The sequence below is a fragment of the Pseudomonas simiae genome (assembly GCF_000934565.1).
GTDB lineage: Bacteria > Pseudomonadota > Gammaproteobacteria > Pseudomonadales > Pseudomonadaceae > Aquipseudomonas > Aquipseudomonas simiae.
Genome location: NZ_CP010896.1, coordinates 4,688,828 through 4,712,364, shown reverse-complemented (window position 1 = coordinate 4,712,364; position 23,537 = coordinate 4,688,828). Strand labels below are relative to the sequence as shown.

Annotated in this window: 19 protein-coding genes; 15 read left to right on the top strand and 4 right to left on the bottom strand. The window is 60.5% G+C overall.

What is annotated here, in order from left to right:
* Positions 1–44: 44 nt before the first annotated feature.
* The 7 genes from PF1751_RS21335 (at position 45) to PF1751_RS21305 (ending at position 6,353) form a co-directional block, all read left to right on the top strand.
* Positions 45–977 carry a chemotaxis protein CheV gene (locus PF1751_RS21335; RefSeq protein WP_010208344.1) on the top strand — a complete coding sequence of 311 codons (933 nt, stop codon included), beginning with the start codon at positions 45–47 and terminating at the stop codon, positions 975–977.
* Between the two features lie 44 nt (positions 978–1,021).
* Positions 1,022–1,849, top strand: coding sequence for a protein-glutamate O-methyltransferase CheR (gene cheR, locus PF1751_RS21330; RefSeq protein ID WP_010208345.1), 828 nt, complete (start codon positions 1,022–1,024; stop codon positions 1,847–1,849).
* A 306-nt stretch (positions 1,850–2,155) separates the two neighbouring features.
* The gene (gene flgB, locus PF1751_RS21325) at positions 2,156–2,563 is read left to right on the top strand and encodes a flagellar basal body rod protein FlgB (RefSeq protein ID WP_010208346.1); all 408 of its coding nucleotides are present in this window, start codon (positions 2,156–2,158) and stop codon (positions 2,561–2,563) included.
* A 3-nt stretch (positions 2,564–2,566) separates the two neighbouring features.
* Complete coding sequence (gene flgC / locus PF1751_RS21320) at positions 2,567–3,010, top strand: flagellar basal body rod protein FlgC (RefSeq protein ID WP_010208347.1); 444 nt, start codon at positions 2,567–2,569, stop codon at positions 3,008–3,010.
* Between the two features lie 16 nt (positions 3,011–3,026).
* Positions 3,027–3,752 carry a flagellar hook assembly protein FlgD gene (gene flgD / locus PF1751_RS21315; RefSeq protein ID WP_010208348.1) on the top strand — a complete coding sequence of 242 codons (726 nt, stop codon included), beginning with the start codon at positions 3,027–3,029 and terminating at the stop codon, positions 3,750–3,752.
* A 31-nt stretch (positions 3,753–3,783) separates the two neighbouring features.
* On the top strand, positions 3,784–5,094 hold the full coding sequence (flgE, locus tag PF1751_RS21310; protein ID WP_010208349.1) for a flagellar hook protein FlgE: 1,311 nt from the start codon (positions 3,784–3,786) through the stop codon (positions 5,092–5,094).
* Between the two features lie 182 nt (positions 5,095–5,276).
* On the top strand, positions 5,277–6,353 hold the full coding sequence (locus tag PF1751_RS21305; RefSeq protein WP_044287725.1) for a hypothetical protein: 1,077 nt from the start codon (positions 5,277–5,279) through the stop codon (positions 6,351–6,353).
* A gap of 110 nt (positions 6,354–6,463) precedes the next feature.
* Here the strand turns inward: PF1751_RS21305 and PF1751_RS21300 are convergent, their stop codons facing one another.
* Positions 6,464–9,361, bottom strand: a complete 2,898-nt coding sequence (locus PF1751_RS21300) for a ribonucleoside-diphosphate reductase subunit alpha (RefSeq protein WP_010208351.1) — start codon at positions 9,359–9,361, stop codon at positions 6,464–6,466.
* A gap of 553 nt (positions 9,362–9,914) precedes the next feature.
* Here PF1751_RS21300 and PF1751_RS21295 point away from each other — a divergent pair.
* Positions 9,915–10,640 carry a response regulator gene (locus tag PF1751_RS21295; protein ID WP_010208352.1) on the top strand — a complete coding sequence of 242 codons (726 nt, stop codon included), beginning with the start codon at positions 9,915–9,917 and terminating at the stop codon, positions 10,638–10,640.
* The gene (locus PF1751_RS21290; protein WP_021491475.1) at positions 10,637–12,247 is read left to right on the top strand and encodes an ATP-binding protein; all 1,611 of its coding nucleotides are present in this window, start codon (positions 10,637–10,639) and stop codon (positions 12,245–12,247) included. The genes PF1751_RS21295 and PF1751_RS21290 overlap by 4 nt, the downstream gene beginning before the upstream one ends.
* Here the strand turns inward: PF1751_RS21290 and PF1751_RS21285 are convergent.
* Positions 12,244–12,960 carry a 4'-phosphopantetheinyl transferase family protein gene (locus PF1751_RS21285; protein ID WP_029529055.1) on the bottom strand — a complete coding sequence of 239 codons (717 nt, stop codon included), beginning with the start codon at positions 12,958–12,960 and terminating at the stop codon, positions 12,244–12,246. The genes PF1751_RS21290 and PF1751_RS21285 overlap by 4 nt on opposite strands.
* 146 nt (positions 12,961–13,106) lie before the next feature.
* On the opposite strand from PF1751_RS21285, the gene PF1751_RS21280 reads away from it, so the two are divergent.
* The 3 genes from PF1751_RS21280 to PF1751_RS21270 are packed head-to-tail and all read left to right on the top strand — an operon-like array spanning position 13,107 to position 15,454.
* Positions 13,107–13,415, top strand: coding sequence for a hypothetical protein (locus PF1751_RS21280; RefSeq protein WP_021491477.1), 309 nt, complete (start codon positions 13,107–13,109; stop codon positions 13,413–13,415).
* An 18-nt stretch (positions 13,416–13,433) separates the two neighbouring features.
* Positions 13,434–14,111, top strand: a complete 678-nt coding sequence (locus PF1751_RS21275; protein ID WP_010208358.1) for a response regulator — start codon at positions 13,434–13,436, stop codon at positions 14,109–14,111.
* On the top strand, positions 14,108–15,454 hold the full coding sequence (locus PF1751_RS21270) for an ATP-binding protein (protein ID WP_010208360.1): 1,347 nt from the start codon (positions 14,108–14,110) through the stop codon (positions 15,452–15,454). Before PF1751_RS21275 ends, PF1751_RS21270 begins: the two co-directional genes overlap by 4 nt.
* Before the next feature lie 136 nt (positions 15,455–15,590).
* Here PF1751_RS21270 and PF1751_RS21265 read toward each other — a convergent pair whose 3' ends face one another.
* Positions 15,591–16,589: an AraC family transcriptional regulator gene (locus PF1751_RS21265; protein WP_010208362.1), complete on the bottom strand. Its 999-nt coding sequence runs from the start codon at positions 16,587–16,589 to the stop codon at positions 15,591–15,593.
* Between the two features lie 339 nt (positions 16,590–16,928).
* Here PF1751_RS21265 and PF1751_RS21260 point away from each other — a divergent pair, with 339 nt between their 5' ends.
* The 3 genes from PF1751_RS21260 to PF1751_RS21250 all read left to right on the top strand — a co-directional run bounded on the left by PF1751_RS21260 (position 16,929) and on the right by PF1751_RS21250 (position 19,974).
* Complete coding sequence (locus PF1751_RS21260; RefSeq protein WP_010208364.1) at positions 16,929–18,260, top strand: dicarboxylate/amino acid:cation symporter; 1,332 nt, start codon at positions 16,929–16,931, stop codon at positions 18,258–18,260.
* A gap of 140 nt (positions 18,261–18,400) precedes the next feature.
* Positions 18,401–19,387 (top strand): XdhC family protein, encoded by a 987-nt coding sequence (locus tag PF1751_RS21255; RefSeq protein ID WP_010208365.1) that lies wholly within the window; start codon positions 18,401–18,403, stop codon positions 19,385–19,387.
* The gene (locus tag PF1751_RS21250; RefSeq protein WP_044287722.1) at positions 19,384–19,974 is read left to right on the top strand and encodes a nucleotidyltransferase family protein; all 591 of its coding nucleotides are present in this window, start codon (positions 19,384–19,386) and stop codon (positions 19,972–19,974) included. Before PF1751_RS21255 ends, PF1751_RS21250 begins: the two co-directional genes overlap by 4 nt.
* A 171-nt stretch (positions 19,975–20,145) precedes the next feature.
* On the opposite strand, the gene rne is transcribed toward PF1751_RS21250, so the two are convergent.
* Entirely contained in the window at positions 20,146–23,295 is a 3,150-nt protein-coding gene (rne, locus tag PF1751_RS21245; RefSeq protein WP_187517279.1) for a ribonuclease E, read from the bottom strand.
* Positions 23,296–23,537 lie beyond the last annotated feature (242 nt).

Sequence of the window (23,537 nt, the reverse complement as noted above, 5' to 3'; positions counted from 1 at the left end):
TGCCCTTATAGGTATGGCCAAAGGTTCAGCGTGGGAGTCAAGGCATGGCAGGAGTAATGGATTCAGTAAACCAGCGCACACAGCTGGTAGGGCAGAATCGCCTGGAGTTGTTGCTTTTTCGCCTGGATGGCAAGCAGCTGTATGGCATCAACGTGTTCAAGGTGCGGGAAGTGCTGCAATGCCCCAAGTTGACGATCATGCCCAAGTCCAGCCCGGTGGTGTGTGGCGTTGCCAACATCCGTGGTGCGACGATCCCGATTCTTGACCTGGCCCTGGCCACGGGTTCGGCAGGATTGCAGGACCGTGAGAGCCCGTTCGTTATCATTACCGAGTACAACACCAAGACCCAGGGTTTTCTGGTGCGCTCGGTGGAGCGCATCGTCAACATGAACTGGGAAGAGATCCATCCGCCGCCCAAGGGCACCGGTCGCGATCACTACCTCACGGCGGTGACACGGGTGGATAACCAGTTGGTGGAAATCATCGACGTGGAGAAGATCCTCGCCGAAGTGGCGCCGACCTCGGAAACGATTTCCGTGGGGGTGGTGGACGCCGAAACCGCGCACAAGGCCGTTTCCCTGCGGGTGCTGACGGTGGACGACTCCTCGGTGGCGCGTAAACAGGTGACCCGTTGCCTGCAGACCGTCGGCGTGGAGGTAGTGGCCCTCAACGACGGTCGCCAAGCGTTGGATTACCTGCGCAAGCTGGTGGACGACGGCAAGAAGCCGGAAGAAGAATTCTTGATGATGATCTCCGACATCGAGATGCCGGAAATGGACGGCTACACCCTCACGGCCGAGATACGCAACGATCCACGCATGCAAAAATTGCACATCATCCTGCATACTTCGTTGTCGGGGGTATTCAACCAGGCGATGGTCAAGAAGGTCGGTGCCGATGACTTCCTGGCCAAATTCCGTCCTGATGACCTGGCATCCCGGGTAGTCGACCGGATCAAGGCAGCAGATCACGGCTAGGGGGCATTTCCCCTGGCGGTCACACGATTTAAGAGGCGGTATCATTGTCTACGGGTAATTTGGATTTCGAGCAGTTCCGGGTCTTCCTGGAAAAAGCCTGTGGCATATTGCTCGGTGAAAACAAGCAGTACCTGGTATCCAGCCGTCTCAACAAACTGATGGAGCAGCAGGGCATCAAGTCGTTGGGTGAGCTGGTTCAGCGCATCCAGGGGCAGCCGCGCAGCGGGCTCAAGGAGATGGTGGTCGATGCCATGACCACCAACGAAACCCTGTGGTTTCGTGACACCTACCCCTTTGAAGTGCTCAAGAACAAAGTGCTGCCGGAGGCTATCAAGGCCAGCCCGGGCCAGCGCCTGCGGATCTGGTCGGCCGCCTGCTCTTCGGGGCAGGAGCCCTACTCGATTTCGATGTCCATCGATGAGTTCGAGCGGACTAACATGGGCCAGTTGAAGGCCGGAGCGCAAATCGTCGCCACCGACCTCTCCGGCACCATGCTCACCAATTGCAAGACCGGCGAGTACGACAGCCTGGCCCTGGGCCGTGGTTTGTCCCAGGAACGCCTGCAACGTTACTTCGACCCGAAAGGGGCTGGGCGTTGGGCGGTCAAGGCGCCGATCAAGAACCGTGTGGAGTTTCGCTCGTTCAACCTGCTCGACAGCTACGCCAGCCTGGGCAAGTTCGACATGGTGTTCTGCCGCAACGTGCTGATCTACTTCTCGGCCGAAGTGAAGAAAGACATCCTGCTGCGCATCCATGGCACGCTCAAGCGCGGCGGCTATCTGTTCCTCGGCGCTTCGGAAGCGCTAAATGGTCTGCCGGACCATTATCAGATGGTGCAGTGCAGCCCTGGGATCATTTACCAGGCCAAATAGTACGCAAACCTAAATGTGGGAGCGGGCTTGCTCGCGAATAAGGTCTGTCAGTCATAGATAAGTTGACTGCTCCACCGCATTCGCGAGCAAGCCCGCTCCCACATTTGTTTTGCGGCAACCCTCCCAATAGCGGCAACCCCCATTGCCGCTTTACTGGCGCCACGCGGAAAGCGTTTGCCGCTTTTCTGGCATTGCCACCCGGCAATCTCCCCTCAAGCCCTTGATTTACTGGCCTTCAGTAGATTGGCATGCACCTTGCTATAACCCAGTTAACGAACAGCAGGTCAGCCCTTAAAGGTTTCCACCATGAGCATCAGCTTCGATAAAGCGCTCGGTATCCACGAACAAGCCCTGGGCTTCCGCGCCCAGCGTGCCGAAGTCCTGGCCAACAACATTGCCAACGCCGACACCCCGAACTACAAGGCTCGGGATTTGGACTTCTCCGCCGTGCTCGCTGCACAGCAGGACAAGACCAAGAACGGCACCTTCGCCTTGAACATGACCAACAGCCGTCATATCGAAGCGCAAGGCCTGAGCAATGGTGACGAGTCGCTGCTGTATCGCACGCCGATGCAGCCGTCGATCGACCAGAACACCGTCGACGCGCAGCTGGAGCAATCGGCCTACGCCGAGAACTCGGTGAACTTCCAGGCCAGCTTCACCCTGCTTAACAGCAAATTCAAAGGGCTGATGTCAGCCCTGCGTGGAGAGTAAGCCATGTCCCTGTCCAGTGTTTTCAATATTGCCGGCAGTGGCATGAGCGCGCAGACCACGCGCTTGAACACCGTCGCCAGTAACATCGCCAACGCCGAGACCGTGTCTTCGAGCATTGACCAGACTTACCGCGCCCGTCACCCGGTGTTCGCCACCATGTTCCAGGGCGGCCAGGCAGGTGGCAGTGATTCGTTGTTCCAGGACCAGGGGGCCGCAGGCTCCGGCGTGCAAGTGCTGGGTGTGGTCGAAGACCAGAGCAACCTTGAAGCCCGCTACGAACCCAACCATCCCGCCGCGAACGAAAAGGGTTATGTCTATTACCCGAACGTCAACGTGGTCGAGGAAATGGCCGACATGATTTCCGCCAGCCGCTCGTTCCAGACCAATGCGGAAATGATGAACACTGCCAAAACCATGATGCAGAAGGTCCTGACCCTGGGTCAGTGATAAGGGGCGCCAAATAATGGCCATCGTTGATACGAGTAACAACACGCCAGTCCAGGACCTTTTCAATTCCAAGGTCAAAACTGCCCAGGACAACAGCAGCGTCACTGATGCTGCCAATAAGGCCACGGGCAAACAATCGCTGGGCAAGGATGCATTCTTGCAGCTGTTGGTCACCCAACTGAAAAACCAGAACCCGCTGTCGCCGCAAGACAACGGCGCGTTCGTGGCCCAGCTGGCGCAGTTCAGCAGCCTGGAAGGCATCAACACCCTGAATGATTCGGTGAATGCGATCTCCAGCAACTTCAGCTCGTCGCAAGCGCTGCAGGCGTCGTCGCTGGTCGGGCGCTCGATCATCATCCAGACCGACAAGGCCATGGTTGATACCAGCAAGAGCATGACCGGATCGGTGGATGTCACAGCGGCGACCGGCAATGTCTCCGTCAAGATCACTGACAAAGACGGCAATGTGGTGCGCACCATCGAAATGGGGGCCCAGAGCGCCGGTACCCAGAGCTTTATCTGGGATGGCAAAAACGACAAGGGTGAGGTCGCTCCTGCGGGCACCTACACCTTCAATGCCACCACCAAGAACGACAAGGGTGATGCCGTCGCCCTGAGCACTTCGCTGCCGGCAACGGTAACGAGCGTGACCTTGAGCAAGACCGGCGGCGAAATGCTGCTGAACCTGGCAGGCGGCATGGGCAGCGTCAAGCTGTCGCAAATTCAGACTATCGGTACATAGAGCCGGCTAAATACGGCAGAGGGAGAGAAACATGTCTTTTAATATCGGCCTTAGCGGGCTCTATGCGGCCAACAAACAACTGGACGTGACCGGCAACAACATCGCCAACGTGGCGACCACGGGCTTCAAGTCGTCCCGTGCGGAGTTCGCGGACATTTACGCCGCCTCCAAACTGGGCACCGGCCAGAACAGCATCGGCAACGGTGTGAACCTGGCGGCCGTGTCCCAGCAGTTCACCCAGGGCGACGTCAATGGTAGCGGCGGTATCCTGGACATGGCGATCCAGGGCGGCGGCTTCTTCGTGCAGAAGGGCAGCGACGGTTCGCTGGAATACACCCGTAGCGGTGCCTTCCGTGCCGACAAAGACGGCTACATCACCAACAACACCGGGACTTCGCGCCTGCAAGGCTATGCGGCGGATGCGGACGGCAAGATCATCAAAGGCGGCCTGACCGACCTGCAACTGAACCTGTCGAACCTGCCGCCCAAGGCGTCCACCAAGGTAGATTCCACCAGTAACCTGAACTCCTCGGAGCCGGTGATCGACCAGACGGCCAAGCCGTTCAACCCGAACGACACCAGCACCTTTACCACTCAGTACAGCACCACGTTGTACGACTCCCAGGGTAACGCGCACCCGATGGTGCAGTACCTGGTGAAAACCGACGGTAACAAGTGGAACGCCTACACCCTGATCGATGGCCGCAACCCTAACGGTTCGGCGCCAACCGGCACTCCGTCGACCCCGCCAGTACCGTCGGCACTGACCTTTGATGGCAATGGCAAGCTGACCAGTGTCGTGACCGGCGGTGTGTCCGACAAGACCCTGACCATCACCGGTTGGGTCCCTGGAACTGTGACTGATGGTGTGTGGAAGGCCAACGGCGCCAATGCCAACCCGACCGGTATCGCGGTCAACATGGCCAACATCACCCAGTACAACTCGGCCACCTACCGCAACCCACCGGTCACCGATGGCTATGCCACCGGCCAGATCACCGGCCTGAAAATCGACGGTAACGGCGTACTGTTCGCAACGTTCAGCAACCAGCAGAGCAAGGCCATCGGCCAGATCTCCCTGGCCAGCTTCAACAACGAACAAGGCCTGCAGCCTGCCGGCGGTACCTCCTGGAGAGAGACCTTCGCTTCGGGCCAGCCAGGTTACGACACCCCGCAAGCGGGCACCCTGGGTTCGATCGTGGCCAACTCACTGGAGAACTCCAACGTCAACCTGACCAACGAGCTGGTAGACCTGATCAAGGCCCAGAGCAACTATCAGGCGAACGCCAAGACCATCTCCACCCAGAGCACCATCATGCAGACCATCATTCAGATGACGTGATGCGGTAGTGCTCTATAGAAAGCCCCTCGAAAGAGGGGCTTTTTTTTGCGTGTCATTTGGCCTTAGGACCTTTCCCACCGTTGCTGTAGTCAGGGGATGACGCGCGACTACCGGAACGTATCACATCGCTCCTTCCACTCATTCAGGCGTAGGCCGTTTGGATCATATGGGGAGGGTTTGGTATGTGGAGTTCGTCAGCATCCGCCCAAGAGGCTGGAGGTGCACGTCGCAACGTTGCCTGGGGTGGGAGTTACCCGGTAGATGCACGTCGTTCGGACACTACAACGCAGGACGTAGGGTCCAATAAACAAGCTATCAGTCAGTTGCTCAAAGAAATTGAAGATGCCGAGAAAACGTCAAAGAGCCAGGTCGTACGGGATCTGCGTGACAAGCTGAATAAAGTACGAGGGGAGCTGGGTGACGAGAAATTCAAGGAGGTCCTTGAGGAGCTGAAGAAAGATAAGGCTGATGCCTGGTGGGCGTGGCTGAAGGCCCTGTTTCCGGATCTATTTCCAGATGATTCGCCTTTGGAGCCGCCCTCTCCAGCACCCTCTCCACGTGGAGGCGGAGGGGGTGGAGGAGGCGGAGGCGGCAATAGAGTCAACCCGCAAGGCTTTGGGCCCGCCGACGTCATGAGCAACAAGCCCATTACCGAGGGTGCTAAATATTTCAACTACAAACCTGACAACAGTAACCCAGGTAAAAAGCCAGACAATATCTGGAGCGGATTCAGCCAGGGGCCTGATGGAAACTGCGTGACTGTTTCGTCAATCAAGGCCGCGATGATGCAGTTCGGGCAGAAACCCACCGACGTGTTCAAAGAGGTGAGGGAGACGGGCAGTGGCTATGACGTGACCATGCGAGATGGGGTCAAGGTTTCTTTTACTAAAGATGAATTGAGGCAGGCTGCCACTCAAGCTCGTTTCAAGGGAGATGATCCGCAGATGATCACGGACGCCAACTTCATGTATGCAGCGAGCGCGAAGCGGGCACAGATGGAAAACAACGATGGCACGGCGGGGCGAAGCTTCCAGGCTGCAATGAACAGCCTCAATGATGGTGAGGGCTCGCGCGAGGGGCTAAACCGCTTGGGTCTTAAGGGGCACTACAGGCCGGCGACAGACTCTGATTTGAGAAGCAGCAAGGTGGGGACGGTGGAGTACGGAGGCCATTCGATGGCGGTGATCGATGGTCGAATTGAGTTGTGGGGTCGACGCGGTGGGGTGCCCCAGTCGGGTATGGCGACCGTGTTGTTCTGAGGTTCCGGTCTTTCGTCCTGGCCAATAAAAACCCCCGATAAACCCCAGTGAATCCGGGGTATATCGGGGTTTTTTCAGTTCCGGGTGATTAAACCCGGAACTGCCTCAGCTTATTGGCAAGCTTCGCAATCCGGCTCGTCAATCGCGCAGGCCTTTGGCACTGGCGCCGGGCCGGCTGGCGCTGCAAGCACCGAATCATCACCGTGGTTGCCACCGCTGGAAACAGCGTTCAGCTTACCGGTGTTGATGGTCGACTTCTCGGTGCTGGTCGCGGCCAGGGCGCGGAGGTAGTAAGTGGTTTTCAGGCCACGGTACCACGCCATGCGGTAGGTCACGTCCAGCTTCTTGCCCGAAGCGCCGGCGATGTAGAGGTTCAGGGACTGGGCCTGGTCGATCCACTTCTGGCGACGGCTGGCGGCGTCAACGATCCACTTGGTGTCCACTTCGAAGGCCGTCGCGTAGAGCTCTTTGAGTTCTTGCGGGATGCGCTCGATCTGCTGCACGGAACCGTCGTAGTACTTCAGGTCGTTGATCATGACCGAGTCCCACAGGCCGCGGGCTTTCAGGTCGCGAACCAGGTACGGGTTGATCACGGTGAATTCGCCCGACAGGTTCGATTTCACATACAGGTTCTGGTAGGTCGGTTCGATCGACTGCGATACGCCGGTGATGTTGGCGATGGTGGCGGTCGGTGCGATGGCCATGATGTTGGAGTTGCGAATACCTTTCTGCACGCGGGCACGTACCGGCGCCCAGTCCAGGGTTTCGTTCAGATCAACGTCGATGTACTTCTGGCCACGGGCTTCGATCAGGATCTGTTGCGAATCCAGCGGCAGGATGCCCTTGGACCACAGCGAACCCTGGAACGTCTCGTAGGCGCCGCGCTCGTCGGCCAGGTCGCAGGAAGCCTGGATCGCGTAGTAGCTGACCGCTTCCATGGACTTGTCGGCGAACTCGACCGCAGCATCCGAACCGTAAGGAATGTGCTGCAGGTACAGCGCGTCCTGGAAGCCCATGATGCCCAGGCCCACTGGACGGTGCTTGAAGTTGGAGTTCTGCGCCTGTGGCACCGAGTAGTAGTTGATGTCGATCACGTTATCGAGCATGCGTACTGCGGTGTTGACGGTGCGCTCCAGCTTGGCGGTGTCCAGCTTGCCGTTGACGATGTGGTTCGGCAGGTTGATCGAGCCCAGGTTGCAAACGGCGATCTCGTCCTTGTTGGTGTTCAAGGTGATCTCGGTGCACAGGTTCGAACTGTGGACCACGCCCACGTGCTGCTGCGGGCTGCGCAGGTTGCACGGGTCTTTGAAGGTCAGCCATGGGTGGCCGGTTTCAAACAGCATGGACAGCATTTTGCGCCACAGGTCTTTGGCCTGGATGGTCTTGAACAGCTTGACCTTGCCTGGGTATTCGGTGAGGGCTTCGTAGTACTCGTAGCGCTCTTCGAAGGCTTTACCGGTCAGGTCGTGCAGGTCCGGGACTTCGGATGGCGAGAACAGGGTCCATTTGCCGTCATCGAAGACGCGCTTCATGAACAGGTCAGGGATCCAGTTGGCGGTGTTCATGTCGTGGGTGCGACGACGATCATCACCGGTGTTCTTGCGCAGCTCGATGAACTCTTCGATGTCCATGTGCCAGGTTTCCAGGTAGGCACATACAGCGCCTTTGCGCTTGCCGCCCTGGTTGACCGCAACGGCGGTGTCGTTCACGACTTTCAGGAAGGGCACAACGCCCTGGGACTTGCCGTTGGTGCCCTTGATGTACGAACCCAGTGCACGCACCGGGGTCCAGTCGTTGCCCAGGCCGCCGGCGAATTTGGACAACATGGCGTTGTCGTGGATCGCGTGGTAGATGCCCGACAGGTCATCCGGCACGGTGGTCAGGTAGCAGCTGGACAGCTGTGGACGCAGGGTGCCGGCGTTGAACAGGGTTGGGGTCGACGACATGTAGTCGAAGGACGACAACAAGTTGTAGAACTCGATGGCACGGTCTTCTTTCTGCTTCTCTTCAATCGCCAGGCCCATGGCCACGCGCATGAAGAACACTTGCGGCAGTTCGAAGCGGATACCGTCCTTGTGGATGAAGTAACGGTCGTACAGGGTCTGCAGGCCCAGGTAGGTGAACTGCTGGTCACGCTCGTGGTTGATCGCCTTGCCGAGTTTTTCCAGGTCGAAGGTGGCCAGGATCGGGTTCAGCAATTCGAATTCGATACCCTTGGCGATGTAGGCAGGCAGGGCCTTGGCGTACAGGTCGGCCATTTCGTGGTGGGTGGCGCTGTCGGCGACTTTCAGGAAGCCCAGGCCTTCGGCACGCAGGGTGTCCATCAGCAGGCGCGCGGTCACGAACGAGTAGTTCGGCTCGCGTTCAACCAGGGTACGGGCGGTCATCACCAGGGCGGTGTTGACGTCGGTCAGGGCCACGCCGTCGTACAGGTTCTTCAGGGTTTCGCGCTGGATCAGGTCACCGTCGACTTCTTCCAGGCCTTCGCAGGCCTCGGTGATGATGGTGTTCAGGCGACCCAGGTCCAGCGGCGCAAAAGTGCCGTCGGCCAGGGTGATGCGGATCGATGGGTGAGCCTGTACGGCGGCTTCTTCAGCCGGGGCACGTACAGCGCGCTCCTTGGAGCGGGCATCACGGTAGATCACGTAGTCGCGGGCAACTTTCTGCTCGCCGGCACGCATCAGGGCCAGTTCGACCTGGTCCTGGATTTCTTCGATGTGGATGGTGCCGCCCGAAGGCATGCGACGCTTGAAGGTCGCGGTGACTTGTTCGGTCAGGCGGGCAACGGTGTCGTGGATGCGCGACGAGGCAGCAGCGGTGCCGCCCTCAACTGCAAGAAACGCTTTGGTGATGGCGACGGTGATTTTGTCATCGGTGTAAGGGACGACAGTGCCGTTACGCTTGATCACACGCAATTGGCCGGGTGCGGTGGCTGACAGATCCAGGTTCGAATCGGCGGCCTGCTGCACGGAGCCTTGCGGGTTCTCGCGAGTTGTGTCGGTTTGCATGGGGGGTTGTCTCCACGTTCTATATTTGATTGCGAGTGCCAGGCTCTTCCTGCAACACCCGTACCGTTTTCCATATCGGGGATGGGAAACAGCTGCCATCCGCGTGAGCGGTTTGGTCTACTGAAAATCGGTTGGTTCCATGCTGCGGTAGCAATAAAACGCTTGAATTTCTTGCCACTTGTGTGGTTGGGCGCTTTCTTGAAAAACCCCACATGTAGGGTCTTATTCAGTGCCGAGGTACAAGATAATGCGTTTTTGAGGGGTTAGCAACGCAGTAACCTGTGGATAACGCTGTGGGTAAAATGTGTAAGAAAGGTTGAATGGGCGTGTAGGCCGCATTGCTGCTGGATTACGCCGTTTGTCATTAATTGTTTCGGGCTTAAAACAACCTGCCCATTTTCGAAGGGCGCGAACCCTATCACAAAAAAACGCGATCACCGAATGGATTTCCCGGCTTGTGTTTGAGGGCTGGCCCGTGGCTACAATCGACCGTATCGGGCTACGCAGTTACCCAGATCATGCCCGCCTTTTATGACAGACATTGAGGTCACCCGTGGAGCAAGAAGCCTGGCAGGTATTGATAGTCGAAGACGACCAGCGACTGGCCGAATTGACCCGTGAGTATCTGGAGAGCAATGGCCTGCAGGTGTCCGTGGAAGGCGATGGCGCCCTGGCGGCGGCGCGCATCATCGCCGAACAGCCGGACCTGGTGATCCTCGACCTGATGCTGCCCGGCGAAGACGGCTTGAGCATCTGCCGCAAGGTGCGCCAGCGCTATGACGGGGTGATCCTGATGCTCACCGCGCGTACCGATGACATGGACCAGGTGCTGGGCCTGGACATGGGGGCCGACGATTACGTGTGCAAACCCGTGCGCCCGCGCCTGTTGCTGGCACGCATCCAGGCCCTGCTGCGGCGTAGCGAACCGACCGAACCGGTTGCCGTGGAGAACCAGCGCCGCCTGCAATTCGGCCCCTTGGTGGTGGACAACGCCCTGCGTGAAGCCTGGCTGAACAATGACGGCATCGAGCTGACCAGCGCCGAGTTCGACCTGTTGTGGCTGCTGGTGGCCAATGCCGGGCGCATTTTGTCCCGCGAAGAACTCTTCATCGCCCTGCGCGGCATCGGCTATGACGGTCAGGACCGCTCCATTGACGTGCGTATCTCACGCATACGCCCCAAGATAGGTGACGACCCGATCCACCCGCGCCTGATCAAGACCATCCGCAGCAAAGGCTATCTGTTCGTCCCCGAAGCCGCCGCCGACATGCCGCTGTGAACTCGATCTTCCTGCGCATCTACGGTGGCATGTGCGCGGCGCTGATCCTGGTGGCGCTGCTCGGCGTGCTGGCCCTGCACCTGCTCAACGAAGTGCGCAGCGGCCAATACCGCGAGCGCCTGGCCCACGGCACCTTCGCCTTGATGGGCGATAACCTGCAACCCATGAGCCCCATCGAGCGGCAACGGGCCCTGGCGGTGTGGGAGCGTTTACTCGGTATCCCGCTGGAACTGCGCCCCCTGGCCGATGCGCAACTGGATTTGAGCCAACGCAATCGCCTGCAACGCGGCCAGGTGCTGGTGGAGCAGACCGGGCCCCACGCCGCGCGAGTGCTGCGTTTGGTCAATGATCAGGCGCAGTTGGTGCTCATGGGGGAAGTGCAGCAGATCAGCGAACAGCTGGCGCGTGCGACGATCTACCTGCTCGCCGACGAGCTGGTGCGCTTCCCCGTGGCTGAACAGCCGCAGCGCCTGGCGGATATAAAAGAAGCCAAGGGGTTTGGCTTTGATATGCATCTGATGACTCTCGACCAGGCCGACATGGACGAAGACCAGCGCCGCCGCGTCTCGGAAGGCGACACGGTGATGGCCCTGGGCAAGGGCGGCGACTCGATCCGCGTGTTTGCCGGCATGGTCGGTACGCCGTGGGTGCTGGAACTCGGGCCGCTGTATCAAATGAACCCTTACCCAGCGCAATGGTTGATCCTGATTACGTTGATCGGCCTGACCCTGATCGGTTTGATCGTCTATCTGTTGGTGCGCCAGCTTGAACGGCGGCTGCGCGGCCTGGAAGCCGCCGCCACCCGCATCGCCAAGGGCAACCTGGAAGTCCGCGTACCGGCCCGTGGTGCTGACTCGGTGGGGCGCCTGGCCGCCGCCTTCAATGGCATGGCCGAGCACTTACAGCAGTTGCTGGCGATCCAGCGTGAACTGGTGCGCGCGGTGTCCCACGAATTGCGCACGCCGGTGGCGCGCTTGCGTTTCGGCCTGGAGATGGTCGGTGATGCCACCACGGCCGAGGCGCGGCGCAAATACCTGGAAGGCATGGACAGCGATATCCAGGACCTCGATGGCCTAGTCGATGAAATGCTCACTTACGCGCGGCTGGAACAAGGCTCGCCAGAGTTGAATTTCCAGCGGGTCGACCTCGATGCGCTGCTCGATCAGGTCATAGGCGAATTATCGCCACTGCGTCCGCAGGTCAGCGTAAGCCGGGGCATTTGCCTGTCTTCGGCCCATTGGGATGATGCCTGGGTGGATGCTGAGCCACGTTACCTGCACCGTGCGTTGCAGAACCTGGTGAGCAATGCCATGCGTCATGCCCAGGGCCACGTGTTGATCAGTTATCAGGTGGGCCAGGTGCGCTGCCGCATCGATGTCGAAGATGATGGGCCCGGTGTGCCTGAGAGTGCCTGGGAGCGCATTTTCACGCCATTCCTGCGCCTGGACGACAGCCGCACCCGTGCCTCCGGCGGGCATGGGTTGGGGCTGTCGATCGTGCGACGGATTATCTATTGGCACGGCGGGCGGGCGTTGATCAGCAAGAGCAACAATTTGGGTGGGGCGTGCTTCAGTCTGAGTTGGCCGAGGGATCAGGAGAAAACCTAAGCCTGGATGGCGACCAGGCTCAGCAACTGCCCATCATTCACCGAAAACTGCGCGTTCAGCTCTTTGCCGTGGCACCACTCGCTGGACAGGTCTGTCAGCAACCGCAGCCGTAGCTGGCCCGCGTCGGACCACTCCAGCATTTCGGCATGCTCAAAATAGAAGCGCTTTTGCACGATCGGGTACAGCGCCTTGAACAGGCTCTCTTTGGCCGAAAACGTCAATGTCACCAGCTGTGCGATCTGTTCTCGCGGCAGCGTCGCCATCCGTTGCAGTTCATCGGCCGTGAGGATCTCCCCAGCCAAGCGCTCCGCCCGCTCCAGTGTCAGCACATTCTCCAGGTCCATCCCCAGCCCGCGCCATTGCGCCGTGTGCGCGACAATCGCGGCGGCATGCCCGGTGCTGTGGGTGATGGAGCCACAGATATGCGCAGGCCACACCGGCGCACGGTCTTCACCGATGGCGGGGATATAGTTGAGGTGATCGAGCTGTTTCAGCGCGGCGCGGGCGCACAGTCGGCCGGCCAGGAACTCGGCCTGACGCTTGGCCACCGAGCGCTGGATGCTGGCCGGAGGCGGCACGGCGCTGCGCTGGAAATCGCCGGCCGTCAATAAAGCCGGATCAAAGCGGGTGCTGAGAAACACCGTACCCGGCAAGGGGACGGGCAGCGGCCAATGGGCGTCGAGTGGGGTGCAGCAAGCGGGTAGGGAATTCATGGGCGGTATTTTGCCGAGTTGATGGGCAACAGGATAGCCCGCTGCGGTTCAGGTGAGGTTCAGAGCCTGTTCAGGGGGAGTTCAGGGGCGCCTGCGTAGTCTGGGACTCACACAAAGGCAACAGCCAAACGCATAGAGGTATCACCATGACTGCGATCAAACAGCTGATGTTGGCGTTAACCATGCTCAGTGCCACCGCCGGGGTCCAGGCCGCCGACGGTGCCTTCGCCGCGTTCGGCGGTGAGAAAACCAAGAAATCCAGCACCATGCTCCAGCGTGTCAGCTTCGAAGAAGTGGGCAGCCAACCCGCGCCCTGGGGCCAGTCCCTGGGCCTTGCAATCCCGCAGCCGGGCTACCGCGCCGGCTATGAACACCTGACGGGCCAGTTCAATGGCACTAAACTGCGCCCGCAAGACCTGCAGGGCCGCTATGATATCCCTCTGTCGGACAGTTGATTTGCCTTGGAGAGCTTTATGAAATTGCTGGTGGTGGAAGATGAGGCGCTGCTGCGTCATCACCTGTTTACCCGCCTGACCGACAGCGGGCATGTGGTCGAGGCTGTGGCCAATGCCGAAGAGGCCCTGTACCAGACCGGGCAGTTCAACCATGACCTGGCGATCATCGACCTGGGCCTGCCCGGCATGGGGGGGCTGGACCTGATCCGCCAACTGCGTACCCAGGCCAAGACCTTCCCGATCCTGATCCTCACCGCGCGTGGCAACTGGCAGGACAAGGTCGAAGGCCTGGCAGCCGGTGCTGATGACTATGTGGTCAAGCCGTTCCAGTTCGAAGAACTGGAGGCGCGGATGAACGCCTTGCTGCGCCGCTCCAGCGGGTTTACCCAGTCGACGATTGTTGCGGGCCCGTTGCTGCTGGACCTCAATCGCAAGCAGGCGTCCCTCGACGAACAGCCCCTGGCGCTGACGGCCTACGAATATCGGATCCTTGAGTACCTGATGCGCCATCACCAGCAGGTGGTCGCCAAGGACCGCTTGATGGAACAGCTCTACCCGGATGACGACGAGCGTGATCCGAATGTCATCGAAGTGTTGGTCGGCCGGCTGCGTCGCAAGCTGGAAGGCCCGGCCGGGTTCAAGCCGATCGACACCGTGCGTGGCCTCGGCTACCTGTTCAACGAGCGCTGCCGTTGATTCGCTCGCTTCGCGTGCGCTTGATGCTGGCGGCCGCCACCCTGGCCGTGCTGTTCATGCTGGGCTTGTTGCCCGCCATGCAAGGGGCGTTCAGCCTGGCGTTGCAGGATTCCATCGAGCAGCGCCTGGCGTCGGACGTCACGACGCTGATCTCTGCCGCACGGGTTGAAAACAACCGCCTGCTGATGCCGGCGCAATTGCCGGACGAGCGCTTCAACCTCACCGACAGCCGCCTGCTCGGCTATATCTACGATCGCGAAGGTCATCTGGTGTGGCGTTCGCGGGCGACCAAGGAAGAAAACATCAACTACAAGCCGCGCTACGACGGGCGCGGTAACGAATTCGCGCGGATCCGTGAGGCCAACGGCCAGGAATTCTTCGTCTATGACGTCGAGGTCCGGCTGCTGGGCGGCAAGAGCGCGGCGTTCAGTATTGTCGCCCTGCAACCGGTGCGCGAATACCAGTTGACCCTCGAAGGCCTGCGCGAAAACCTCTACCTGGGCTTTGGCGCAGCGTTGCTGGTGCTGTTGACCTTGCTGTGGCTGGGCCTGACTTGGGGCCTGCAGGCCCTGCGGCGGTTGAGCCAGGAACTTGACCAGATCGAAGGTGGCACCCGCGAAAGCCTATCCGAACAACACCCCCGTGAATTGTTGCGCCTTACCGGTTCCCTCAACCGCTTGCTGCACAGCGAGCGTGAGCAGCGGGCGCGTTACCGCGATTCCCTCGACGACCTGGCCCACAGCCTGAAAACCCCGCTCGCGGTACTTCAAGGTGTGAGCGAAGACATGGCCCAGCGCCCGGAAGACCGCGACCAGGCCTGGGTGCTGCAATCGCAGATCGAGCGCATGAGCCAGCAGATCAGCTACCAACTGCAACGCGCCAGCCTGCGCAAGAGCGGCCTGGTGCGTCACCAGGTGCGTCTGGAGCCGGTGTTGCAAAGCCTGTGCGATACGCTGGACAAGGTCTACCGCGACAAACGTGTCACGGTGTCCTTTGAGCTGCCGGAAGAGTGCGACGTGCCGATCGAGAAGGGCGCTTTGCTGGAGTTGCTCGGCAACCTGCTGGAAAACGCCTACCGCTTATGTTTGAGCGAGGTACGCATCAGCTTCGCGGAAAACCTCGAAGGCAGCGAGTTGTGCATCGAGGATGATGGGCCAGGTGTGCCACCGGATCAGCGCGCCCGGATTCTGCAGCGGGGCGAGCGGCTGGACCGCCAGCATCCGGGGCAGGGGATCGGCTTGGCGGTGGTCAAGGACATCATTGAAAGCTACGGTGCACGGCTGACCTTGGGCGATTCGCCTTTGGGCGGGGCGGCGTTCAAGATTCACTTTCCGGCCTTGTGATCGTTACTGGCCGTGCGGGCCTCCTCGCAGGCAAGCCAGCTCCCACAGTGAATGGGGTTCGAATCACGATGTGTAAACCCGATCCACTGTGGGAGCCGGGCTTGCCCGCGATGGGGCCCTTCCAGGCCATACAGCTCTAACTCTCTTGGGCCCGGTAAGCCCCCGGTGTCAGCCCCGTCCACTTCTTGAACGCCCGATGAAACGCCGACGGTTCGGAAAAGCCCAGCTGCTCGGCAATCTCCTGCAGCGACAAATCTGCGCGGCCCAAATGATAGATGGCGATGTCCCGCCGCAGCTCATCCTTGAGTGCCTGAAAGCTGGTGCCTTCTTCACGCAAATGCCTGCGCAGGGTCTGGGGGCTGATGTGCAAGTGTTGGGCGACGGCTTCCAGGTCCGGCCAGGGACTGCGGTCGCGGCTGAGCAAGCGGCGTAGCTGGCTGCTCAAGCTGTCGCCTTCGTCCGGCCGCGACAGCAGATCGGCGGGGGAGCGTTCCAGGAAGTGCTTGAGCGTGCGTTCATCCTGCAACAGCGGCAGGTTCAGGTAACGCGCGGGAAACACCAGGCTGCTGTTCGGTGCACCGAATACCTGGGCACAGGGAAACAGCAGGTCATATTCGCTGGCGTGAGCCGGCTGCGGGTAGCTGAAGGTGGCCTGGTGCAGCCGGATGCGTTGGCCGATCAGCCAACTGCCCAGGCGATGCCAAATCACCAGCAGGCACTCACTCAAGAAATGCTCCGGGTCCCATAGCTGCGAGTCGTCCAGGCTCAAGCGGGCCATTTCGCCTTCGCGTGTCAGCTGCCAGCGCGGGCCTTGTGGGAATAGGCTATAAAATAATAAGCCGCGTTCCAGAGCCTTCTCCAGCGTGCGGCAATGGATCAGCGCGTGGCACATCATGGCGAAAGTGCCGCGTTTACTCGGACCGTCGGCGAACCCCAGGTATTCGTCGTCCAGCGCCAGCCAGAGCATTTGCAGCAAACGAGTGAACTGCTCCGGCGCGATGCGGGCGCGGGGTTCGGTCAGCAGTTCCGGGGTGATGCCCACTTGTTGCAGCAGGCCCGAGTAGTCATAGCCGGCCCGACGCGCCCCGCCGAGGGCCGCACGGGCGTAATGGCTGGCGATGGTACGTTCACGCATGCGGAGGCCTCGTCCATGGAGGGGCCGATGGTAGCCAGCCCCGGCTGCGGTCACAAGGCGGATATCCGCCAAATTGTAGGACGGGATGGGTCGAGTGGGCGGAAATCCGCCACTTGTTTCGCTGCCTGGGAGGGCGTCTCAAAACGCCAGGCCCTGATGTCTAAGGGCCTTCAGAGCTTTTCAGCAAAGTGGCACGGCGTTTGCGATAGGGATTACAGCGCAGCCTTGTTCCTACAGGGCTCGCAAACAACAAATCCCTCCAGTGCAGGAGGGTTCGCAATTCAAGTGTCGTGGGCAATGGCGGATATTTGCCACACGGGACGATTGAGGAACTTTGCAATGACGACTCGTCAGCCAATCTACAAATCCCTGTACTTCCAGGTGATCGTTGCAATCGTTATCGGTATTTTGCTCGGTCACTTCTACCCGCAGACCGGTGTGGCCCTCAAGCCGCTGGGTGACGGGTTCATCAAACTGATCAAAATGGTCATCGCCCCGATCATCTTCTGCACCGTTGTCAGTGGCATCGCTGGCATGCAAAGCATGAAATCGGTGGGCAAGACCGGCGGCTACGCGCTGCTGTACTTCGAGATCGTGTCTACCGTTGCGCTGCTGATTGGCCTGATCGTGGTAAACGTCGTGCAACCGGGTAACGGCATGCACATCGACGTAGCGACCCTGGACGCCTCCAAAGTGGCGGCCTACGTCACCGCCGGTAAAGACCAGAGCATCGTCGGCTTTATCCTCAATGTGATCCCTAACACCATCGTCGGCGCCTTCGCCAACGGCGACATCCTGCAAGTGCTGATGTTCTCGGTGATCTTCGGTTTTGCCCTGCACCGCCTGGGTGCCTACGGCAAGCCGGTGCTGGACTTCATCGATCGCTTCGCCCACGTGATGTTCAACATCATCAACATGATCATGAAGCTCGCGCCAATCGGTGCCCTGGGCGCCATGGCGTTCACCATCGGTGCCTACGGCGTAGGTTCCCTGGTGCAGCTGGGCCAGCTGATGATCTGCTTCTACATCACCTGCCTGCTGTTCGTGCTGGTGGTTCTGGGTGGTATCTGCCGCGCCCACGGTTTCAGCGTGATCAAACTGATCCGCTACATCCGTGAAGAGCTGTTGATCGTTCTGGGTACTTCGTCTTCCGAGTCCGCACTGCCACGCATGCTGATCAAGATGGAGCGTCTGGGCGCGAAGAAATCCGTAGTAGGCCTGGTGATTCCAACCGGCTACTCCTTCAACCTCGACGGTACTTCGATCTACCTGACCATGGCTGCCGTGTTCATCGCCCAGGCGACTGACACCCACATGGACATTACCCACCAGATCACGCTGCTGCTGGTGCTGCTGCTGTCCTCCAAAGGCGCTGCAGGCGTGACCGGTTCGGGCTTCATCGTACTGGCTGCCACCCTGTCGGCCGTAGGCCACCTGCCGGTTGCCGGCCTGGCGCTGATCCTGGGTATCGACCGCTTCATGTCCGAAGCCCGCGCACTGACCAACCTTGTCGGTAACGCCGTTGCCACCATCGTTGTGGCCAAGTGGGTCAAGGAACTGGACACCGACAAGCTGCAAAGCGAGCTGGCGTCCGGCGGTACCGGTATCTCGGAAACCCGCGAACTGGATGACCTGGGCGTGGCCGAAGGCCCTGCACCTGTCGTCAAGTAAGCCGCTGCTGGCGTGAACTAACGCCGACAGCAACGTACAAACGCCCCGACTGGTTCGGGGCGTTTGCGTTTCTGGCGCATTACTTTGGCAGCTTTTGTTTTACAGTAAGTGAATAGGTTGTAACGCTTGCAGGAGGTTATGTGGACAGTGTGGATTTGAACGTCCTGCGCAGCGTGCTCGAATGGCGCCGTGCCGGGCAGCGAGTAGTGTTGTACAGCGTTGTCCAGACCTGGGGCAGTGCCCCGCGTCCACCGGGCGCCATGCTGGCGCTGAGGGGGGACGGGGTGGTGATCGGCTCAGTGTCGGGCGGCTGCATCGAGGACGACTTGATTGCACGCCTGCAGGATGGCCGGTTGCCTGCAGACGGGCCGCCGGTCCAGTTGGTGACCTACGGCGTTACCCGCGATGAGGCCGCGCGTTTTGGCCTGCCCTGTGGGGGCACCTTGCGCCTGACCGAAGAGCGTGTGCGCGACTGGGCGTGGGTGTCGGAACTGCTGGCGCGCTGTGAAGATCATCAGATCGTCGCACGTGAGCTGGACCTGGCCAGTGGTGACGTCACCTTGAGCAGTGCAAGCAAGACCGATGTGGTCACCTTCGACGGCGAACGCCTGCGTGCCATCTACGGCCCGCGCTGGCGCCTGCTGTTGATCGGTGCCGGGCAACTGTCACGCTACGTGGCGGAGATGGCGCGCTTGCTGGATTTCGAGGTGTTGATCTGCGACCCGCGTGATGAGTTCGTCTACGGTTGGGAAGAACAGCACGGCCGCTTTGTGCCGGGCATGCCCGACGAGGCTGTGCTCAACATCCAGACCGATGAGCGCACGGCCATTGTGTGCCTTACCCATGATCCGCGCCTGGATGATATGGCTTTGCTGACGGCGCTGAACTCCTCGGCGTTCTACATCGGCGCCCTGGGGTCGCGGGTCAACAGTCAGAAGCGTCGGGAAAACCTCGCCGCGCTGGGGTTATCGGCGGAAGCGATCACCCGCCTGCATGGGCCGATCGGCTTGCATATCGGCAGCCACACCCCGTCGGAGATCGCGTTGTCGCTGATGGCGGAAATTGTCGCGATCAAGAACGGTGTGGCCCCGATGCAGAAGAAGCCATTGCCGGTGGTGGCTGAGTGACAGTCACTGCGATTGTGCTCGCGGCGGGGCAGGGCAGTCGCTTCCGCGCCGTGGCAGGGGCTGGCCAGGATAAGTTGCTGGCTGATTGTGTGGGCTTGGATGGCATGACGCGGCCGGTGATCGAACAGGTGCTGGTGAATCTGCCGGCTACTGTGGTTGAGCGTTGGGTGGTGACGTCGCCGGACCGTCATGAAGTGATTCGTTTGGCCGAGGCCTGCGGTTGCAAGGTCCTGCTGCTGCGCTCAGCCGGCATGGGCGACAGTATTGCGGCGGCGGTTGCAGCCAGTGCTGCGGCGGACGGCTGGCTGGTGGTGTTGGGGGATATGCCGTTTATTCGGTCGTCGAGCATTGAGCGGGTGATCGATGGGCTGGAGGAGGGCGGTATCAGTGTGCCGATGCAGGATGGGCAATATGGGCATCCTGTGGCATTTAGCCAGGCATTTGGGCCGGGGCTGATGGCGTTGACCGGTGATCGTGGGGCCAAGCCGTTGTTTGCGCACGCTGCAGTGAGGCAGGTGCAGGTAAATGACCCCGGCGTGTTATGGGATGTCGACCTGCCGCACTCCCTGAGTTTCATCTCGGGCTAAATGTGGGAGCGGGCTTGCTCGCGAATGCGCTGGGTCAGTCACTGCAGTTCTGCCTGACCCGGCGCATTCGCGAGCAAGCCCGCTCCCACCGTGAATCTACGATATCTACAAGATGGTTATAAAAAAGCCCCGCCTGATCACTCAGGCGGGGCTTTTTAGTCGCTGCTGGAATCAGGCGAGAGGTTTGCTCTCGTGCTCTGCTTCCTGTGCCGCGGCAGCTGCTGCGGCTTCAGCTTCCTTGCGACGACGACGCACTTCACGTGGGTCGTTCGGGGCACGGCCGTTTTCGGTCAGTGCACTGACCGGGGCTGCTTCAACCACCGGTGCTGCCACTTCGGCAACTACCGGAGCTTCAACCACGGGCGCAGGTTCTACGACCGGAGCAGGCTCAACCACTGGGGTTGGCTCGGCGACCACGACTTCGGCAACCGGCGCTGGCGCTTCTTCCACCACAGGGGCAGGTTCTGACGCTTCAACCGGTGCGGCAGGCTCGGCAGTCCATTGGAAGGCGGTCTGTTCTTCACGAACTTCGCGTACTTTCGGGGCTGCTTCGACAACCGCTGCTTCGACCACTGGCTGAGGCTCAACCACTGGCGCGTGTTCAACCGTTGCCACTTCAATTTCTGGCTGGGCTTCTTGAACCGGGGCAACTTCCACTTCCGGAGCAACCGGCGCTTCGATTGGGGTGGTGGCTTCGACAACCGGTGCTTCGACAGCCGACGCTTCTACGACTGGCGTTTCAGCAACCGGCGCTTCAACAGCAGGTGCTTCAACGGCTGGCGTCTCGGCAACCGGTGCTTCCACGGTGACCGTGTCTTCGACCGCTGCGGTAGCGCGTTCAGCCTGCTCGTGAGCCTGGGCTTCAGCCGGTGCGCTGATGACCGAGCTGGCAACGGCAGCGGTAACGGCCAAGCCGGCAGCCAGTTCGGCGCCAGTCGGTTCGCTGGTAGCGGCTTCTGTGTTTTCGCCGGTCTCTTCCGAGCCTTCGATCACGTTGCCGTTGGCATCACGTTGACGCTCACGACGGTTGCTGCGACGACGCTGACCACGGGAGCGGCGGCGTGGACGATCGCCTTCGGCGCCTTCCTGACCGTCTTCCTGCAGTTGCTCTTCGCCGGTCAGTACCTCTTCTTCGCTGGCAGCAGCCGCTTGTTCGGCACGTGGTTGACGCTCTTCACGCGGGGCGCGAGGTTGGCGTTCTTCGCGTGGCGCACGCTCTTCACGCGGCTGGCGGGCCGGGCGTTCTTCAGCAGCAACGGCAGCACCGGCTGGCGCGGCGTCCAGCGGCTCGCGCAGTTCACGCACGCGTTCTTCGCGCTCGCCACGTGGCTTGCGATCTTCGCGTGGGGCACGTGGAGTGCGCGGTGCGCGCTCTTCACGCGGTGCACGTTCTACGGTCGGGGTTTCTTCACGGGGTTCGCGAGGTGCACGCTCTTCGCGTGGGGCGCGTTCTTCACGCGGCGCACGTTCTTCGCGCGGCTTGCGCTCTTCGTCACGGCGGCCGTTGCGGTTACGGCTCTGCTGACGACCGTTGCGACGCTCTTCGTTGCGCGCAGGACGCTCGGTAGCCGGTTTTTCGACCACAACCGGAGCAACAGGCTCTTCCTTGGTGGCGAACAGGCTGACCAGCGACTTCACCAGGCCTTTGAACAGGCTTGGTTCAGGCAGGGCGGCCGGTGCGGCAACCGGAGCGGCGACTTCGGTCGGCACCGGAGCGTTGGCGCGAGCCGGCGCGGTCTTGACCGCGGCTTCCTGGCGAACCAGGGTGCGGGTCGCGGCGGCTGGCTGGACTTCTTCCACTTCGGCTGCGGCAGCGGCGATTTCGTAGCTGGACTGGCCGCTGTGGGCTTCCGGGCTGTCGTCACGCAGACGCTGCACTTCGAAGTGCGGGGTTTCGAGGTGATCGTTCGGCAGGATGACGATACGGGCACGGGTGCGCAGTTCGATCTTGGTGATCGAGTTGCGTTTTTCGTTGAGCAGGAAGGCGGCAACCGGGATCGGCACTTGCGCGCGGACTTCAGCGGTGCGGTCTTTCAGGGCTTCTTCTTCGATCAGGCGCAGGATCGCCAGGGACAGCGATTCAACGTCACGGATGATGCCGGTGCCGTTGCAACGCGGGCAGACGATGCCGCTGCTCTCGCCCAGGGAAGGACGCAGGCGCTGACGGGACATTTCCAGCAGGCCAAAGCGCGAAATGCGGCCGACCTGTACGCGGGCACGGTCAGCTTCCAGGCATTCGCGGACTTTCTCTTCCACGGCGCGCTGGTTCTTGGCAGGGGTCATGTCGATGAAGTCGATCACGATCAGGCCGCCGATGTCACGCAGGCGCAGCTGGCGGGCGATTTCTTCAGCCGCTTCCAGGTTGGTCTGCAGGGCGGTTTCTTCGATGTCGCTGCCTTTGGTCGCACGCGCCGAGTTGATGTCGATGGACACCAGGGCTTCGGTCGGGTCGATCACAATGGAGCCACCGGAAGGCAGTTCGACCACGCGCTGGAAGGCGGTCTCGATCTGGCTTTCGATCTGGAAACGGTTGAACAGCGGGACGCTGTCTTCGTACAGCTTGATCTTGCTGGCGTATTGCGGCATCACCTGGCGGATGAAGGTCAGGGCTTCGTCCTGGGCTTCAACGCTGTCGATCAGCACTTCGCCGATGTCCTGGCGCAGGTAATCGCGGATGGCGCGGATGATCACGTTGCTTTCCTGGTAGATCAGGAACGGCGCGGAACGATCCAGGGACGCTTCTTTGATGGCGGTCCACAGTTGCAGCAGGTAGTCGAGGTCCCACTGCATTTCTTCGCTGCTGCGGCCCAGGCCGGCAGTGCGAACGATCAGGCCCATGTCGGCTGGTGCAATCAGGCCGTTCAGCGCTTCACGCAGTTCGTTGCGCTCTTCGCCTTCGATGCGGCGGGAAATGCCGCCGGCACGTGGGTTGTTCGGCATCAGGACCAGGTAACGGCCGGCCAGGCTGATGAAGGTGGTCAGGGCAGCGCCCTTGTTGCCACGTTCTTCTTTTTCTACCTGGACAATGACTTCCTGGCCTTCGCTCAGGACGTCCTTGATGTTCACGCGGCCTTCAGGGGCTTTCTTGAAGTATTCGCGGGAGATTTCTTTGAGGGGCAGGAAGCCGTGGCGCTCGGAGCCGAAATCGACAAAGGCAGCCTCAAGGCTTGGTTCGATGCGAGTAATACGGCCTTTATAGATGTTGGCCTTCTTTTGCTCGCGTGCACCGGATTCGATGTCCAGGTCGTAGAGGCGTTGGCCATCTACCAGTGCAACACGCAACTCTTCGGGTTGAGTTGCGTTAATCAGCATTCTTTTCATGTTGTACCGTCGGTTTCCGGGCTGCCGGAAACGGCGTTCGGCACACACGACTTCTCACGGTCGGTGTCAGGTGCGTCAAGAGTGGTTGGCCACTCCAGTGTCCAGCAAAAACCAGCCAATTGGGCCGGTATCGCGACGGACGCGTCCTGCTTGTTAGCGGTGGTGACAAAGGCACCACTTCAACAAAAGCTAAGGTCAGGAGGAGGAATCAACCGGCGACTGTGGACGAGATGAAGCGTCTA

Coding starts and splice junctions, on each gene's coding strand:
- PF1751_RS21275 (WP_010208358.1), top strand. CDS start 13,434: ATGAAATTGCTGGTGGTGGAAGATGAGGCGCTGCTGCGTCATCACCTG.
- flgE (WP_010208349.1), top strand. CDS start 3,784: ATGTCTTTTAATATCGGCCTTAGCGGGCTCTATGCGGCCAACAAACAA.
- PF1751_RS21285 (WP_029529055.1), bottom strand. CDS start 12,960: ATGAATTCCCTACCCGCTTGCTGCACCCCACTCGACGCCCATTGGCCG.
- rne (WP_187517279.1), bottom strand. CDS start 23,295: ATGAAAAGAATGCTGATTAACGCAACTCAACCCGAAGAGTTGCGTGTT.
- flgD (WP_010208348.1), top strand. CDS start 3,027: ATGGCCATCGTTGATACGAGTAACAACACGCCAGTCCAGGACCTTTTC.
- PF1751_RS21280 (WP_021491477.1), top strand. CDS start 13,107: ATGACTGCGATCAAACAGCTGATGTTGGCGTTAACCATGCTCAGTGCC.
- PF1751_RS21260 (WP_010208364.1), top strand. CDS start 16,929: ATGACGACTCGTCAGCCAATCTACAAATCCCTGTACTTCCAGGTGATC.
- PF1751_RS21335 (WP_010208344.1), top strand. CDS start 45: ATGGCAGGAGTAATGGATTCAGTAAACCAGCGCACACAGCTGGTAGGG.
- flgB (WP_010208346.1), top strand. CDS start 2,156: ATGAGCATCAGCTTCGATAAAGCGCTCGGTATCCACGAACAAGCCCTG.
- PF1751_RS21305 (WP_044287725.1), top strand. CDS start 5,277: ATGTGGAGTTCGTCAGCATCCGCCCAAGAGGCTGGAGGTGCACGTCGC.
- PF1751_RS21265 (WP_010208362.1), bottom strand. CDS start 16,589: ATGCGTGAACGTACCATCGCCAGCCATTACGCCCGTGCGGCCCTCGGC.
- flgC (WP_010208347.1), top strand. CDS start 2,567: ATGTCCCTGTCCAGTGTTTTCAATATTGCCGGCAGTGGCATGAGCGCG.
- PF1751_RS21300 (WP_010208351.1), bottom strand. CDS start 9,361: ATGCAAACCGACACAACTCGCGAGAACCCGCAAGGCTCCGTGCAGCAG.